The 15,060-nt window shown below is 64.4% G+C and carries 15 protein-coding genes; 6 read left to right on the top strand and 9 right to left on the bottom strand.

The window, feature by feature from the left end:
• Positions 1-74: 74 nt before the first annotated feature.
• Complete coding sequence (locus NKI49_RS16105; protein WP_352603883.1) at positions 75-1,025, bottom strand: PfkB family carbohydrate kinase; 951 nt, start codon at positions 1,023-1,025, stop codon at positions 75-77.
• Between the two features lie 3 nt (positions 1,026-1,028).
• The gene (locus NKI49_RS16100) at positions 1,029-1,829 is read right to left on the bottom strand and encodes a beta/alpha barrel domain-containing protein (protein WP_352603884.1); all 801 of its coding nucleotides are present in this window, start codon (positions 1,827-1,829) and stop codon (positions 1,029-1,031) included.
• A gap of 161 nt (positions 1,830-1,990) precedes the next feature.
• Here NKI49_RS16100 and NKI49_RS16095 point away from each other — a divergent pair, with 161 nt between their 5' ends.
• The 3 genes from NKI49_RS16095 (at position 1,991) to NKI49_RS16085 (ending at position 5,144) form a co-directional block, all read left to right on the top strand.
• Positions 1,991-2,752, top strand: a complete 762-nt coding sequence (locus NKI49_RS16095) for a DeoR/GlpR family DNA-binding transcription regulator (RefSeq protein WP_352603886.1) — start codon at positions 1,991-1,993, stop codon at positions 2,750-2,752.
• A 269-nt stretch (positions 2,753-3,021) separates the two neighbouring features.
• On the top strand, positions 3,022-4,170 hold the full coding sequence (locus NKI49_RS16090; protein ID WP_352604032.1) for a Gfo/Idh/MocA family protein: 1,149 nt from the start codon (positions 3,022-3,024) through the stop codon (positions 4,168-4,170).
• An 8-nt stretch (positions 4,171-4,178) separates the two neighbouring features.
• Positions 4,179-5,144: an alpha/beta hydrolase gene (locus NKI49_RS16085; protein ID WP_352603888.1), complete on the top strand. Its 966-nt coding sequence runs from the start codon at positions 4,179-4,181 to the stop codon at positions 5,142-5,144.
• On the opposite strand, the gene NKI49_RS16080 is transcribed toward NKI49_RS16085, so the two are convergent.
• The 7 genes from NKI49_RS16080 to pcaD all read right to left on the bottom strand — a co-directional run bounded on the left by NKI49_RS16080 (position 5,132) and on the right by pcaD (position 11,321).
• Entirely contained in the window at positions 5,132-6,166 is a 1,035-nt protein-coding gene (locus tag NKI49_RS16080) for a LacI family DNA-binding transcriptional regulator (RefSeq protein ID WP_352603890.1), read from the bottom strand. The genes NKI49_RS16085 and NKI49_RS16080 overlap by 13 nt on opposite strands.
• Before the next feature lie 339 nt (positions 6,167-6,505).
• A complete protein-coding gene (gene pobA, locus NKI49_RS16075) occupies positions 6,506-7,678 on the bottom strand; it encodes a 4-hydroxybenzoate 3-monooxygenase (RefSeq protein ID WP_352603892.1) in 1,173 nt (390 codons plus the stop codon).
• Positions 7,678-8,730, bottom strand: coding sequence for a 3-carboxy-cis,cis-muconate cycloisomerase (locus tag NKI49_RS16070; RefSeq protein WP_352603894.1), 1,053 nt, complete (start codon positions 8,728-8,730; stop codon positions 7,678-7,680). The genes pobA and NKI49_RS16070 overlap by 1 nt, the downstream gene beginning before the upstream one ends.
• A 19-nt stretch (positions 8,731-8,749) precedes the next feature.
• The gene (gene pcaG / locus NKI49_RS16065; protein ID WP_352603896.1) at positions 8,750-9,364 is read right to left on the bottom strand and encodes a protocatechuate 3,4-dioxygenase subunit alpha; all 615 of its coding nucleotides are present in this window, start codon (positions 9,362-9,364) and stop codon (positions 8,750-8,752) included.
• Positions 9,364-10,119: a protocatechuate 3,4-dioxygenase subunit beta gene (gene pcaH, locus NKI49_RS16060; RefSeq protein WP_352603898.1), complete on the bottom strand. Its 756-nt coding sequence runs from the start codon at positions 10,117-10,119 to the stop codon at positions 9,364-9,366. The genes pcaG and pcaH overlap by 1 nt, the downstream gene beginning before the upstream one ends.
• Positions 10,109-10,516: a 4-carboxymuconolactone decarboxylase gene (gene pcaC, locus NKI49_RS16055; protein WP_352603900.1), complete on the bottom strand. Its 408-nt coding sequence runs from the start codon at positions 10,514-10,516 to the stop codon at positions 10,109-10,111. The genes pcaH and pcaC overlap by 11 nt, the downstream gene beginning before the upstream one ends.
• Entirely contained in the window at positions 10,509-11,321 is an 813-nt protein-coding gene (gene pcaD, locus NKI49_RS16050) for a 3-oxoadipate enol-lactonase (RefSeq protein WP_352603902.1), read from the bottom strand. Before pcaD ends, pcaC begins: the two co-directional genes overlap by 8 nt.
• Positions 11,322-11,414: 93 nt before the next feature.
• Between pcaD and pcaQ the strand changes: the two genes are divergently transcribed.
• The 3 genes from pcaQ (at position 11,415) to NKI49_RS16035 (ending at position 15,050) form a co-directional block, all read left to right on the top strand.
• Positions 11,415-12,332, top strand: a complete 918-nt coding sequence (gene pcaQ / locus NKI49_RS16045) for a pca operon transcription factor PcaQ (RefSeq protein WP_352603904.1) — start codon at positions 11,415-11,417, stop codon at positions 12,330-12,332.
• 193 nt (positions 12,333-12,525) lie between these two features.
• Positions 12,526-13,326, top strand: coding sequence for a FadR/GntR family transcriptional regulator (locus tag NKI49_RS16040; RefSeq protein ID WP_352603906.1), 801 nt, complete (start codon positions 12,526-12,528; stop codon positions 13,324-13,326).
• Positions 13,323-15,050, top strand: coding sequence for an IlvD/Edd family dehydratase (locus tag NKI49_RS16035; RefSeq protein ID WP_352603908.1), 1,728 nt, complete (start codon positions 13,323-13,325; stop codon positions 15,048-15,050). Before NKI49_RS16040 ends, NKI49_RS16035 begins: the two co-directional genes overlap by 4 nt.
• Positions 15,051-15,060 lie beyond the last annotated feature (10 nt).

Raw genomic sequence — 15,060 nt, 5'->3', positions numbered from 1 at the left:
ACAAGTCTAAGCCACTGATTTTTATGATTGTTCTCGGCTTATTTTCACCTGCGAAATGTTTCCGATAGTTCGGGCTATGTTGCCGTATCGGGCCCCGCATATTTCAGTTCGACTGCCGAAGGCGCGTTCGTCGATGCCAGGAGTTCCGTGACCTGGTCGTCGGTCGGAAGCGCCTCGCGCCCGCCCCGCCCCGTTATCGAAAGGGCCGCCGCCGCGGCCGCGAATGCAACCCGGCCTGCGGTGTCGGCCCCGCGCGTCAATGCAAAGGCATAGGCGCCATGAAAGCAGTCACCGGCGCCGGTCGAGTCGACGACGGCCACCCGGTGCGGAGGCAGGTGCCAGAGACCTGTCTCCTCGCGTCCGCGATAGAAGACGCCCCTGCCGCCATCCGTCAGAACCACGGCGGACCGCGACGGCAACCACAACGCATCGAGTATCTCGGCCGGCGACCGGCGGCCCGTGGCGGTCCGCGCAAAGCCGAGCGGAAGAATGAGATGGTCGCAGAGCCCCATCAGTCTCTCGGTGGCTGCGCCGCAGCTCCATTCGACATCGCCGAGGATCGCAAGGCCGAGATCGCGAGCCCGAGCCACGACATCCAGCGACCCGACCCCGTAACTATCGACGATCAGGACGGTCGCGCGGCTGAGGACCTCGTCCGGAAAGTCCGGCGCGGTGCCCAGCATCGCTTCGTCGTCATACGCGATGAACCGCTCCCCATCCGAACCGACGGTGATCTGCGAGCGCACCGGGCGCGCGTGCGGGTGGCGCGGCGCGAACGCGGTTTCAACACCGCTCGCAACGAGATCGCACGACACGGCGTCGGCGGCGGCACTGCCCAGCCATCCGATGAACCCGGCGGTTCCGCCGAGCCGCGCGACGGCGGCAAGTGCCGTCGCGACATTTCCCCCGAAAGCTCGGGCACTTTGCAGAACCTTCCCCTTGCCCGCCGACAACGGCTGATCGACATAGACGATGTCGTCGATCGCAATAGCTCCGAAGCCGAGGATTGAAGGGACGGTGGGCATCGTTCAGGCACCCGCCTTCGCCAAGGCGTCTTGCGCCGAAAGGCCGTCATGGATGACGCCTCGAAAGGCAATCGCTGCCTTTTCCGGATCGCCGTGCCCCCAGAGATTGCGGCCCACCACGGCACCGCGCGCGCCGGCACGGATGGCGTCCGCCGTCTGCTGAAGAGCGCCGAGCAGCGTGTCGGTCTTCGGACCACCGGCGATCACAACCGGCACCGGGCAGGTCCGAACGGTCTCTCGAAACGACTCGAAATCGCCCGTGTAGCCGATCTTGATCACGTCGACGCCGGACTCGTAGCCGATGCGTGCCGCATAGGCGATCTCGTCGGGGGTGAAGACGATCTTTGCCCCGTCGGTGAAATCGCGGGGGTAGATATGCGCCACCACCGGCATGCCGTAACGGGCCGCCGCATTCACCGAATCGGTCAGCCAGCGTATGTATCTGCCCTCGGTCGCGCCGCGCACCGGAATGGCCACGGCCAACGCATCGGCGCCAGCGCGCACCGCATCCTCGGGCGTTGCAATCAGTTCACTGATGCGATCGTCTGGGGTGAAGCAGCCGGCCTGGATCACCAGGGAAGCCTTGCCCGCGTATTGCGGCCACAGATGGCGCGCGGTGCCAGGCTGGATGCTGACGTAGTCGGGTTTGCCCACCATGACGCGTGCAAGCGCGCCTGGCAGGTCGGCAAGACCTCCTTTGCGCACGTCGCCATAGCCGACAAAGTGGTCGACCGCGCCGCCAAAAAGATTCCCCGATGGATGTGAGAAGAGGCGCGCCAGGCGCACCTTGGTTCCGAGGCTCATGAGTCCAAAACTCTCCAATCGATTGATTTCAAAATCCCGGACTAGTGTTTTCGAAAGAAAGGATAAATGCAATCTTTCGAAATCTTTCGATTTCGCGTATTTTTGATAGAGTGAACCGAGGCCAGGGCGATCGCTTGGCGCATGGAGGCAAGAACAGGGCAATGTTGTCAGAGCAGAGACGCCAATCGATCCTGGGTGAAGTGCAACGCAGCGGACAGGTTCGCATCAAGGACCTGTCAGACGATTTTGGCGTGTCGGAAGTCACGGTGCGCTCCGACCTCGAGATACTGGACCGCAAGGGACTGCTGACGAAGACCCGTGGAGGGGCGGTGATCCGGACCACAGATTCGACCACGGCCGCGTTCGCCCGGCGGATGCAAACGAACCTCGATGCAAAGAAACGCATCGCCCGGGCAGCGGTAGAACTGTTCGAGGACAACCAATCGGTCATCTTCGACGGCGGCTCGACATTGATGCAGGTTGCCATGCTGTTACCGCCGCTCAGCAATGTCGTGGTCGCGGCCACGGCGATGAATATCGTGCAGCATCTGATGCATCGGCCCGGGCTCGATGTTCACATGATCGGTGGCCGGGTCTATCCAGACACGGTGAGCACGCTGATCACCAATGCCGACACGGCTCTCGGCGGCTTGGTAGCGCATCAGGTCTTTGTTGGAGCGCATGCGATTGACTCGTCACTGGATGTGGTCGACGTGAACGAAGACATGGCGCGAACGAAGCGAAACCTCGTGCGCATGGCCCGGCGCGTTGTCCTCCTTGCGGATTCGAGCAAATGGGGCGTCAGCGGAACCTCCAAGGCATTTTCGCTGTCGAGCGTCGATGTCGTAATCACCGACGATGGCCTCTCCGGCCCGATACGCGGCCAGCTTGATAGGACCGGAGCCAAGGTGATCTATGCCTGACCCCCGTCGCGGTCCTTGGCGCCGACGCAAATATCCAATGCGCGCATGACCCACAGGCTTAGTACCGGCGGTCGGCCGCTTTTGATGTCTATCATTTTCTTTTCTCCTCCCAGGGCTGGCAGCCTCCCTATATCGTGCCAGCATTCCGCATGTTCTACAAAAATTTTACGCGCGTCAAGATTCAAAACGTTGTATAGCGCTTGGAACGCGACCCGTTACCGCCACGGCGGATCCGGCAGAGCATGACCGCATTGGGAGGAACGATCGAAATGCAGGCGGAATCGAAACAGAAACTCGGGATCGGCGTCATCGGCTGCGGCAACATCTCGATGACCTATCTGCGCAATGCCGCACTCTTCGGCGGCATCGAGTTGCGCGCCTGCGCCGATATTTCGGCCGACATGGCGGCGTTGCGGGCGAAGGAATACGGCATCCGGCCGCTTGGCGTCGACGCGCTGCTGGCCGATCCCGAGATCGACCTTGTTCTCAACCTGACCGTTCCGGCGGCGCATTTCGACATTTCCTTTTCTGCGCTTTCGGCGGGAAAACATGTCTTCACCGAGAAGCCGCTGGCGACCTCGGCCGGCGACGGGCGCCGGCTGGTGGCGGAGGCGGCAAAGCGCGGCCTGCTGCTCGGCTCGGCCCCCGACACCTTTCTCGGCGCCGCCGGACGGCGGGCGCGCCGGCTGATGGACGACGGCGCCATAGGCCGCCCGGTCACCGGCACCGCCTTCATGATGGGGCGCGGCATGGAACACTGGCACCCTAACCCGCAATTCTACTATCAGCCGGGCGGCGGCCCGGTGTTCGACATGGGCCCTTATTACCTGACCATGCTGGTCAATCTGCTCGGCCCGGTCGAGCGCGTCATGGCGATGGCGACGCGAGGCCAGGAGGAGCGGCTGATATCAGCCGAGGGGCCGTTCAAGAACACGACGTTCAAGGTCGGCACGCCGACCAACGTGCTGTCGCTGCTCGAATTCCGCTCGGGCGCGACCGTCACCTTCGGCGCTTCCTGGGATGTCTTTCGCCACTCCAACCATCCGATCGAATTGCACGGCACGGAAGGGTCGTTGCGCCTGCCTGACCCCGACACGTTCGGCGGCACCGTCTCGCTTTCCGAACGCGGCACTGAGTGGAAGGATTTCGCCAGCGAAGGCGAGCTCTACGGCGCCCGCAACTGGCCTTACGCGGCGCCCGACCGCGCCAATTACCGCATGCTCGGCGTCGCCGATCTGGTGCGCTCGCTCAAGACCGGTGCGACGCCCCGCGCGCCCGGCAATCTGGCGCTGCATGTGCTGGAGGTCATGGAGGCGATCCTGCATTCCGGCGAGACGCAAAGTTCGGTCGCCATTGCCGGCGACGTCGTCCAGCCGGCCCTACTCTCGGAGGACGAGGCCCGCGGCCTGCTGGCCTAGATGCAATCATGACGGAGATGGCGATGACGCTCGACCCCGATGCTTTGCGCGCCCTCGAAATCGGCCGTGCGGCCTGCGGCGAGCCGTTCGAGAATGGCAGCGTCGAAGCCGCGCGGGGCGCCTACAACGCTGCGTTCCCGACGCAGCAGGGCGAACATGAGCCGGTCGCGACGACTTCGCAACGGCAGATCGATGGGCCGAAGGGGCCGGTCACGATCCGCATCCATCGCGGCATCGGTGCGCCGCGAACCGGAGCGCGCGCCGTGCTCTATCTGCATGGCGGCGGCTGGGTCATCGGCAATCTCGATTCGCATGACGAGATCTGCCGCTGGCTGGCCAATCTGGGCAACGCCGTCATCATCTGTCCCGATTACCGCCTGGCACCGGAACACAAGTTTCCTGCTGGGCTCGAGGACTGCATGGCGGCGCTCCGCTTCATGGCGGAGCATGCCGGGGAACTCGGCATAGACCCGGCCCGCATCGGCGTCGCCGGCGACAGCGCCGGCGGCAATCTGGCCGCCGTGCTGGCGCTGCTTTCGCGCGACGGGATGGTGCCGCCGCTCGCCGCCCAGATCCTGTTTTATCCGAACACCGATGCCCGCCAGACGGCGGACAGCTACCGGCATTTCGGTGACGGCTTCGGGCTCACCGCCGCAACCATGGCCTGGTTCCGCGACCACTATGTGCGAACGCCCGACGACATTCTGCAGTGGCGCGTTTCGCCGCTGCTGGCGCCAAGCCTTGCCGGCGCCGCGCCGGCCTTCATCGCGGTCGCGGGATGCGACATCCTCGCCGATGAGGGCACAGCCTATGCGGAGCGGCTGCGGGCCGAGGGCGTGCCGGTGGTGCTGCGGCTTTGGCCGGGCCTGGTCCACGGCTTCGTCTCGATGGGCCGCCATATCCCCGCTGCACGGCAAGCGGTGAGCGAGACGGCGGCCTGGCTCCGGCAGATGCCGGATGCTCAGGCCGACTGACGCATCACCAGGGTGGCGCCAAGCTTGACGCTTCGCACCATGTCCTGTCGGGGCGGGTCGGCCTCCTCCAGCAAAGCCAACAGTATCTCCACGCTGCGGCCGGCCATGGTGGCGAAATCCTGGGCCATGGTGGTCAGTGGCGGGCAGGTGTAGCGGCTCAACGGATGATCGTCATGGGCGGCGACACGAAAATCGCAATCGGGCCGGCGGCCGATCTTCAGCCCGCGCGAGTAGGCGGCGGACATGACGCCAAAGGCCAGACGATCGTTGGCGCACAGGATGGTGCGGCCGGGCAGGCCTGCGGCCGCGAGCGTCCTTTCCATCCATTCATGGCCAATGCGCTCGAAGTCCCAGGTGTAGTCGAGCGCCGCGTCCATGACGACCGGCTCGAAACCCGCGGCCTCCATCGTCTCGACATAGCTTTGAAGGCGCTCGCTCGAATTGTGATTGACATGGGGAATGTCGACATAGACCGGCGGTTCGCCGGACCGGCAGAGATAATCGACCATGGTCGACGTGCTCTGATGGTTGTTGTTGCCGACGAAAGGCGTGTTGCCCTCGATGTAAGTGTCGAAATAGACGATCGGAATGTTCTCGCCCATCTTGTCGAAGACGCCCGGTTCGGAAACCGACCCCAACGGCGCGACAATGGCGCCCGCGACCTTCAGCGACATCAGCGTCCTGACCGATTCCGCCTCCAGTTTCGGCGAGCCGTGCGAAGAGATGACGATCGGCCAGAAGCCTTCATCGCGGCAACGCAACTCGATGCGGCTGACCATCTCGGCATAGAACGGATCGGTGACCGTCGGCACGACGATGCCGACATTGCGCGTGCGCTTGCGGTTGAGGTTGCGCGCGAAAAGGTTCGGCTGATAGTCCGATGAGCGCAGCGCCGCTTCTATGCGCGCCCGCGTCGCCGGCTTGACGCTCTCCGGATCGTCGAAATATTTCGACAGCGTCGGCCGCGACACGCCGCATGCCTGGGCGAAGTCATCCATTGTGCGATGCGTCTTCTCCGCCATCGATTAAAGCCTCCCTGCCGTCGCGCGCCAGCCTTGTCGTCCAGCCAGCACCAGTCTTGCGGCCGTAGCCGCAATGCGGCAATGCTTTGACGGAACTTATTCAGTTAAATTTCACACTTCTCGATACATTGCAAAATGATCGCACACGTCAAAATTATTTAATTACGCTCTGAAAGCGTCAGCCGACGCGATCGCCTACTGGCCGGAGCGCGCCAGGCACTCGCCGGCACACTGCGCGAGCTGCCGCAATTCGAGGCGCATTCGATGACGCTTAGGCGCATGAGATCTCCTCGATGACTTGAACGTTCCCAACGCGCGCGGCGCCAATGGCGTCGATGCTCAGTAGGGCAAGCCGACATAGTTTTCGGCAAGCGCGGTCGATGCGGCCCTGGAGTGCACGAGGTAGTCGAGTTCGGCTTCCTGGATGCGCTGGCCGAAGTCGCCGGTATCGGGAAAGCGGTGCAGCATGGTCGTCATCCACCAGGAAAAACGCACCGCCTTCCAGACCCGCGCCAGCGCCTTGCCTGAATAGGCGTCGATGCCGGCCGTGGATTTTTCGCGGTAGAAATCGCGCAAGCCCGCAAACAAATAGCGCACGTCGCTGGCGGCGAGGTTGAGACCCTTGGCGCCGGTCGGCGGCACGATGTGGGCGGCGTCGCCAACCAGGAAAAGCCGTCCGAAGCGCAACGGCTCGGCGACGAAGGAACGCAACGGCGCGATCGACTTTTCGAACGATGGACCGGTGACGACGCTCGCCGCCGTCTGTTCCGGCAAGCGGCGGCGCAACTCGTCCCAGAAGCGGTCGTCCGACCATGCCTCGACACGGTCGCCCTCGGGGCATTGCAGGTAGTAGCGGCTGCGGCGGGTCGAGCGCATCGAACACAGCGCAAAACCCCTCTCGTGGTTGGCGTAGACCAGCTCGCGATCGGCCGGCGGCACTTCGGCCAGCACGCCGAGCCAGCCGAACGGATACTGCCGCTCGAAGCTTTTCAGCGCGCGCTGCGGCACCGACTTGCGGCTGACGCCGTGGTAGCCGTCGCAGCCGGCGATGAAGTCGCAATCGATGCGATGCGTGACGCCATCCCTGTCATAGGTGGCGAAAGGCGCCTCGCCGTCGAAATCGTGCAGCGCGACATCAGCCGCTTGGTAGATCGTGGTCAGTCCGGCTGCATCACGCTTGTCCATCAGGTCGTGAGTCACTTCGGTCTGGCCGTAGACGGTGACATGCCTGCCGCCGGTGAGCGCCGCCATGTCGATGCGATGCAGGCGTCCGTCGAACGCGAGCGAGATGCCGGAATGCGGCAGCCCCTCGGCGTGCAGCCGTGCCGCAGCACCCGCTTCTTCCAGCAACTCGACCGTGCCTTGTTCGAGTACGCCTGCGCGTACGCGGCCGAGCACGTGGTCGCGGCTTGCACGTTCCAGGATGACCGTCTCGACGCCGGTGCCGTGGAGCAACTGTCCAAGCAGCAGGCCGGACGGTCCCGAGCCGACAATAACGACCTGCGTGCGCATCAATGTCCCAGGCTTTCGACCTCTGCGGCCAGTTCGGCGGCGAGGCGCAGCGACGCTGCCGTTGCGACGGCCATCTGGGGCAGCAGCAGCCACTCCAGCGTCCAGGCGGCGCCCGACCGTTCCTGCTCATGCACGAGCGCCTGATGCATGCCGGAAAGCTGCGTGGCGTTGAAGCGGGCAAGCGCCACCAGGGCCTCGGCCTTCACCGGGTTCTGTTTGTGCGGCATGGCCGACGAGCCGCCACCGCCCGAGAGCGCGATGTCGGTTCCGCCTTGCGCCATCAGCGCGATGTCCTGGCCGAACTTGCCGAGACTGCCGGCCACCAGCGACAGCCAGCCGGCAAAATCGGCGAGCGTATCGCGCTGGCTGTGCCATTGCGGCGCGTCGGCAAGGCCGAGTTTTGTCGCAAGGGCCGCACGCACCGCTGGTCCTTTCTCGCCGAGCTTTTCCAGCGTGCCGGCGGCACCGCCGAACTGCACCACCAACAAGCGCCTGGACTGTTCCGACAATCTTTCCTGGTGCCGTTGCAGCGGCGCCCGCCACGCCCTGACGCGATCGGCCACTTCGATCGGGATCGCCTTCTGCATGCGCGTCGCCCCGGTCAGCGCCTTGCCGCCAAAACGTTCTTCGAGCGAGGTGAGCCGGATGACGGTTTCGGTCAGGAGCAAGCCGAGATGCTCTACGACCGGCTTCAGCCGAAGCACAAGGCCGGTGTCGACAACGTCCTGGCTGGTGGCGCCGAAATGCACCTTCTGGCCATGCGGTTCGCCGACCGCGGCCCTGATCTGGCGTACCAGTTCCGGCACCATGACGCCGTCCCGGGCGACACCCGCCCGCAGCAGGGCCGTGTCCGGCCGGAACGTGGCAAGCGCCGCCGCGATGGCTGCCGCCGCGTCCTTCGTGATGATGCCGCTTTCGGCCTCCGCTTCCGCCAGCGCGCGCTCGAAGGCCAGCATCGCCTGGATTTCCGCCTCGACGGAAAAATGCCGGCTTGCTTCCTCATCGCCGAGAAGACCGGAAAGCAGCGGATGGTCGAAAGGCGATACGGTCATGTCCTGCTCCTCCTGACCATCAGCTGTCGAAGAAGACTGTTTCCTTCTCCCCCTGGAGATGGACGTCGAAGACGTAGGTGTCGCCGGTGCGCTCGGCGATCAGCGTCGGCACGCGAATGCGATGCTCGATGCGCGCCAGTATCGGATCCTGCGCATTGGCCGTTTCCTCGTCGGAGAAATAGAGCCTCGTGTGCAGGCCGAGATTGATGCCGCGCGCGACGATCCAGAGCGTGATGTGCGGCGCCATCAGGCGGCCATCCCGGAAAGGAACGCGGCCCGGCTTGATCGTCTCGAACGTGCACAGGCCGGTTTCCATGTCGGCCGGGCAACGGCCCCAGCCGATAAAGTTCGGATCGGCGGCACCGCGCAGTTCGGCCGGTGAATTGTAGAGCCCATCCGCATCCGCTTGCCAGATCTCGATCAGCGCGTCCTTCAAAGGCGTGCCGGTGCCGTCGAGCACCCGGATGCGCAGGCCGATGCGTTCGCCCCTGGTCTTGTCGTTGACCATGGTCACACCGAGGTCGCTCGCATAGACGCCGGCGATGCCGCAGAAATTCGGCGTCAGTCCGATATGGACGTATGGTCCGGCGGTCTGCGAGGGGCTTTCCCTGAGCCGATCCAGCGACTGGACCATCAATTGCCCTCCAGCCTGTTTTCGAACAGCGACGAGCGGCGCCCGCGCAGCACGATGTCGAACTTGTAGGCGCGCGCGTCGAAGGGGATGGTCGCTTGCATGTCGAGCGCGGCGATCAGCGTTTCGATGGCTGCCTTGTCGGGGATGCCGCGTGCGATCGGGCATTGCCAGATCAGCGGGTCGCCTTCGAAATACATCTGCGTGATCAGCCGCTGCGCGAAGCCATGGCCGAACACCGAGAAATGGATGTGCGAGGGCCGCCAGTCGTTCGGTCCGTTCGGCCAGGGATAAGGGCCGGGCTTGACGGTGCGAAAGGCATAGCCGCCGTCGTCGCCTGATATGGCGCGTCCGCAGCCGCCGAAATTCGGATCGAGCGGCGCCAGATAACCGTCGTTCTTGTGGCGGTAACGGCCGCCGGCATTGGCCTGCCAGAATTCGAGCAGCGCGCCGGGCACGCCGACGCCGCGTTCATCGAGCACCCGGCCATAGACGATGATGCGCTCGCCGAGCGCGCTCTCGCCGGGCTTGGCGAAATTATGGATCAAGTCGGCGTCGAGCTCGCCCAGCATGGCGTGGCCGAAGACAGGGCCGGCTATTTCCGACAGCGTGTTGTCGAAGGCGAGCGGCGCCTTCTGCGGCGAGCGCAGCACTGACGTCTTGTAGTTCGGCGTCAGCGCCGGCGGATGCCATGTCCGGTCGCGCCGGAAAAAGGCGCCGGTCTCGGGCCCCCGGTTCGATCCGGACTTAGCGGGCATTCCTGGCTTCGTCCATTTCCGAAAACACTTCCTTGGCTATTCTGAAGGCACGGTTGGCGGCCGGCACGCCGGCATAGATGGCGACATGCAGGAACGCCTCGCGGATATCGTCACGCGAGGCGCCGGTGTTGGAGGTGGCGCGCACATGCATTGCGACCTCCTCATCATGGCCGAGTGCCGCCAGCAGCGCCAGCGTGACGATCGATCGCTCGCGCTTGGTGAAGCCTGGCCGTGCCCACACCGTTCCCCAGGCGGCCTCGGTAATCAGTTCCTGGAAAGGCTGGTCGAAACCGGTGGCGGCGACTTCGGCCCGGTCGACATGGCTGTCGCCGAGCACCGACCGGCGCACCGCGAGGCCGGCGCGGTATCTGGCTGTGTTGTCGGGGACCTCATCCATGGGTTTCTGCTCCAGAGGGAAGCGATGCGATGAAATCGCGGATCAAGGCGGTGAGCGCCTCTGGTTGCTCGATGCAAGGGATGTGCCCGGCGCCGCGGATGATCTCGAAACGCGCGCCGGGGATCAGACCGGCCAGCGAGCGGACGAGATCGGGAGGCGTCGAGCCATCCTGGTCGCCGACGGCACAGAGCGTCGGCACCGCGATGCGCCGTGCGCTGTCGGTGAGATCGGCGTCGCGGACCGCCATGCAAGTACCGACATAGCCGGGCAGCGCTTGTCTGACCAGCATGTTGCGGCAGCCGGCAAGCTCGGCAGCACGCGCGGCATGGAAATCCGGTGTGAACCACACTTTCATCACACCGTCGGCGATCGCCTCGATGCCGTCGCGCTCCACGATCGAGATGCGGCTGTTCCAGCTCTCGGCGGTGCCGATCTTGTGGGCGGTGTCGCTGAGGATGAGCGCCTGGACTATTTCAGGCCGGCGGGCATAAAGCCGCTGCGCGATCATGCCGCCGACCGAGAGGCCAAACAGCACCACTTTTTCGAATCCGAAATGGTCGAGAAGACCACTGAGATCGTCGACATGGTCGTCGATCGAACGCACGCCGCCGCCGATATCCGACAGGCCGTGACCGCGTTTGTCGTAGACGAGCAGAGGCACTTCACCGGATAGCCGCGCCACGACCTCGTCCCAGATCCGAAAGTCGGTACCGAGCGAATTGATGAAGACGATCGGGTGCGCCGCGCCGTTTGCCTCAACGTGAAGGTGGTGCAGCGTGATGCCGTCGATGGTGACGAATGGCACGATTTCGATCCTCCATCTCCAGATTGCACGAGGCATTTGGTTCGGTAAAATGATATTTTGTGCCGTTTCATTAACTTACAGGTTATCGAACTCATGTCCGAAGGCCGCATCCGCTTCCGTCACCTGCAAGCATTTCTCGAGGTTGCGCGGCAAGGAAGCGTGGTGAGGGCGGCCGATTTCCTGCACGTCAGCCCGCCGGCGGTGACCAAGACCTTGCGCGAACTGGAAGAGGCGCTGGGCATCGCCGTGGTCGAACGCGATGGCCGCGGCATCCGTCTGACGCGCATCGGCGAGATCTTCCTTCGCCATGCCGGCACGGCGGTCATGGCGCTGAAGCAAGGGGTCGATTCCGTCAGGCAGGACGGGTCGGTCAATCGCCACCCGATCCGCATCGGGGCGTTGCCGACAGTGTCAGTGCGCGTGATGCCGCTCGCCATGAGCCTGTTTCTCAAGGAAGGAACCAAGGCCGCGATCAAGATCGTCACCGGCGAGAACGCGGTACTGCTCGAACAATTGCGCATCGGCGCGCTCGATCTCGTCGTCGGCCGGCTGGCGGCGCCGGAAAACATGACCGGCTTCTTCTTCGAGCACCTCTATTCCGAACAGGTGCTGTTCGTGGTGCGCGCCGGACATCCGCTGCTCGATCCCGGGCAGGACGTGTTCACGCGCCTCGATGAATTCCCGATGCTGATGCCGACACGGGAATCGGTCATCCGCCCCTTCGTCGACCGGCTGTTCATCACCAACGGCATGACCGCGCCGGCCACCGAAATCGAAACCGTCTCGGACTCCTTCGGCCGCGCCTTCCTGCGGCAAAGCAATGCCGTCTGGATCATCTCGGCCGGTGTCGTCGCCAATGAGCTCGGCAGCGGCGCCTTCGTCGCCCTGCCGGTCAACACCGAGGAAACCAAGGGACCGGTCGGCCTGACGATGCGCACCGACGCGGCGCCCTCGCCGGCTTTCTCGATCCTGCTGAAGACCATCCGCGAAGCGGCTAGGCAAGGCAGCTGAGGCTTCGGAACGTTCGAGCCGGTGGTCTTCCTGGCCTGAAGTCATCGCGCCGCCGGCAGCCGGAGCATCTCAACATCGCAATTCCGTCGCCGCTCGAGGCGAACTCATCTGGTGCTGCCCGGCAGCGGAATTCTTTGCGATCGGCGCGCTCCCCTCCCTTGACTCCAATCACCGTGCCTATAAGACATATCATATGAATAGTATGAAGAATAAGAAATCATTCAGCGCTGCGCGCACTTCGCGTGTCGCGGTCGCGGTATTCAGCGGCTCGACGGCGCTGCACGCGACGGTCGTCGAGCAGATTGGATTGCGGATCGTGCAGGGCGATTTCCTGCCAGGCGAGGCGCTGCCCAATGCCGACGATTCCAGCGAGATGCTGGGGGTCAGCCGCACGGTGCTGCGCGAAGCGATCAAGGTGCTGGCCGGCAAAGGGCTGGTGGAGTCGCGGCCGAAGACCGGCACGCGGGTGCGTCCCCGCTCCGACTGGAATTTCCTCGACCCGGACGTCCTGTCATGGCGCTACGCCAGCGGCGTCAGCGCCGACGACGTCCGGGCGTTGTTCGAACTGCGCCGGGCCATTGAGCCGATGTCGGCGGCACTCGCCGCGCAGCGTGCCACACCGGCGCAGGTTGCCGAGATCAACGCCGCTCTGGCCGAGATGGAAGCGGTTGTCGACGATGGCGACCGCTTCGCCAAGCCTGACCTGCTGTTCCACCAGACCATCCTGCGCATGACCGGCAACGAACTGATCGGCTCGCTGGCGGCGCTGGTCGAAACCGCCCTGGTAATGAGTTTTCGCCTCTCCAACGACAATCCGGAAGGGCAGCGTCACTCCTTGCCGCTGCACAGGGAAGTGGCCGAGAAGATCGCGGCTGGCGACGCATTGGGTGCGCAAAAGGCACTGCTGGTCCTCATCGACAATGCCGAGGAAGACGTGCGCCGCAGTGTCGAAAACCGCAACAAACGCCGCAACGATCGGGGTCAGGTATCGTGACCGACACCAAACGCAAGCTGCGGTCCGAGGCCTGGTTCGGTGGCGAAGGCAAGAACGCCTTCATGCATCGCAGCTGGATGAAGAACCAGGGCATTCCCGCCGACGCTTTCGACGGTCGCCCGGTCATCGGCATCTGCAACACCTGGTCGGAATTGACGCCCTGCAATGCGCATTTGCGCGCGCTGGCCGATCACGTCAAGCGCGGCGTCTATGAGGCCGGCGGGCTGCCGCTGGAGTTTCCGGTGATGTCGCTGGGCGAAAGCAACATGCGCCCGACAGCCATGCTGTTTCGCAACTTGGTCAGCATGGATGTCGAGGAATCCATCCGCGCTAATCCGATCGATGGCGTGATCCTGCTTGTCGGCTGCGACAAGACCACGCCGGCGCTGCTGATGGGGGCTGCGTCGTGCAACCTGCCGACCATCGCCGTTTCGGGCGGGCCGATGCTGAACGGCAAGTTCCGAGGCCAGGATATCGGCTCGGGCACCCATGTCTGGAAATTCGCCGAGGAGGTGAAGGCCGGTCGCATGCCGGTCGCCGACTTCCTCGCCGCCGAACAGGGCCAGAGCCGGTCGGCGGGCAGTTGCATGACCATGGGCACGGCCTCGACCATGGCCAGCATGGTGGAGGCGCTCGGCATCGGCATGCCGGATAATGCGGCGATCCCGGCCGTGGATTCGCGCCGTGGCGTGCTTGCCCAGATGGCCGGGCGCCAGATCGTCGAACTGGTCCGCAGGGACGTGACGATTTCGCAGATCCTCACCAGGCAGGCGTTCGAGAATGCCATCCGCGTCAATGGCGCGATCGGCGGCTCGACCAATGCTGTGCTGCATCTGATCGCCATAGCCAACCGGATCGGCGTCGATCTCGGCCTCGATGACTGGGACCGCCTTGGCCGCGATGTCCCGACCATTGTCGACCTGATGCCGTCGGGCCGGTTCCTGATGGAAGATTTCTACTATGCCGGGGGGCTGGCTGCGGTCATGGCGTCGCTTGATGAAGTGGGGCTTCTTCATCGCGACGCCATGACCGTCAGCGACAGGACGATCGGAGAGTTGATCGACGGCGCGGCCAACTATAACAGCGAGGTCATCCGGCCGCTGAGCGAGCCCTTGACCAAGCAAGGCGGCATCTCGATCCTGCGTGGCAATCTGGCGCCCAACGGCGCCGTCATCAAGCCGTCGGCGGCAACGCCGGAGCTTATGCAGCATCGCGGCAAGGCCGTCGTGTTCGAGAACATCGAGCATTATTACGCGCGCATCGACGATCCGGAGCTGGATATCGACTCCTCGTCGGTGATGGTGCTGAAGAACTGCGGGCCGCGCGGCTATCCCGGAATGGCCGAGGTTGGCAACATGCCGCTGCCCGCCAAGCTGCTCAAGCAGGGTGTCTCCGACATGGTGCGGATCTCCGACGCGCGCATGAGCGGCACCGCGTACGGCACGGTGGTGCTGCACGTGGCGCCTGAGGCCGCCGCGGGCGGCGCGCTGGCCCTGGTGCGCGACGGCGATTTCATCGAACTCGATGTTGCCGGCCGCCGGCTGGAACTCTTGGTTTCGGATGAGGAGCTGGCGATCCGCCGGCGTGACTGGAAGCCGCCGGCGCCGCCCGAGGGCGGCTACCAGAGCCTTTATGTCGAGCGCGTGCTGCAGGCCGACAAGGGCTGCGATTTCGACTTTCTGGTCGGCCGCCGCGATGCCGGCATTCCTCGGCATTCCCACTAGAGAGGCGCGC

Origin of the sequence: Mesorhizobium sp. M0587, from assembly GCF_040320945.1 — a bacterium.
Lineage (GTDB): Bacteria > Pseudomonadota > Alphaproteobacteria > Rhizobiales > Rhizobiaceae > Mesorhizobium.
The sequence above is the reverse complement of the archived record's forward strand: the minus strand, read 5'-3'. Positions and strand labels throughout refer to the sequence as shown.

Bases quoted from the DNA above. Each gene is read 5' to 3' on its own strand.
- pcaG (WP_352603896.1), bottom strand. From the start codon at position 9,364: ATGGTCCAGTCGCTGGATCGGCTCAGGGAAAGCCCCTCGCAGACCGCC.
- NKI49_RS16040 (WP_352603906.1), top strand. From the start codon at position 12,526: ATGAATAGTATGAAGAATAAGAAATCATTCAGCGCTGCGCGCACTTCG.
- pobA (WP_352603892.1), bottom strand. From the start codon at position 7,678: ATGCGCACGCAGGTCGTTATTGTCGGCTCGGGACCGTCCGGCCTGCTG.
- pcaH (WP_352603898.1), bottom strand. From the start codon at position 10,119: ATGCCCGCTAAGTCCGGATCGAACCGGGGGCCCGAGACCGGCGCCTTT.
- NKI49_RS16105 (WP_352603883.1), bottom strand. From the start codon at position 1,025: ATGCCCACCGTCCCTTCAATCCTCGGCTTCGGAGCTATTGCGATCGAC.
- NKI49_RS16070 (WP_352603894.1), bottom strand. From the start codon at position 8,730: ATGACCGTATCGCCTTTCGACCATCCGCTGCTTTCCGGTCTTCTCGGC.
- NKI49_RS16080 (WP_352603890.1), bottom strand. From the start codon at position 6,166: ATGGCGGAGAAGACGCATCGCACAATGGATGACTTCGCCCAGGCATGC.
- pcaQ (WP_352603904.1), top strand. From the start codon at position 11,415: ATGTCCGAAGGCCGCATCCGCTTCCGTCACCTGCAAGCATTTCTCGAG.
- NKI49_RS16090 (WP_352604032.1), top strand. From the start codon at position 3,022: ATGCAGGCGGAATCGAAACAGAAACTCGGGATCGGCGTCATCGGCTGC.
- NKI49_RS16085 (WP_352603888.1), top strand. From the start codon at position 4,179: ATGACGGAGATGGCGATGACGCTCGACCCCGATGCTTTGCGCGCCCTC.
- NKI49_RS16100 (WP_352603884.1), bottom strand. From the start codon at position 1,829: ATGAGCCTCGGAACCAAGGTGCGCCTGGCGCGCCTCTTCTCACATCCA.
- pcaC (WP_352603900.1), bottom strand. From the start codon at position 10,516: ATGGATGAGGTCCCCGACAACACAGCCAGATACCGCGCCGGCCTCGCG.
- NKI49_RS16095 (WP_352603886.1), top strand. From the start codon at position 1,991: ATGTTGTCAGAGCAGAGACGCCAATCGATCCTGGGTGAAGTGCAACGC.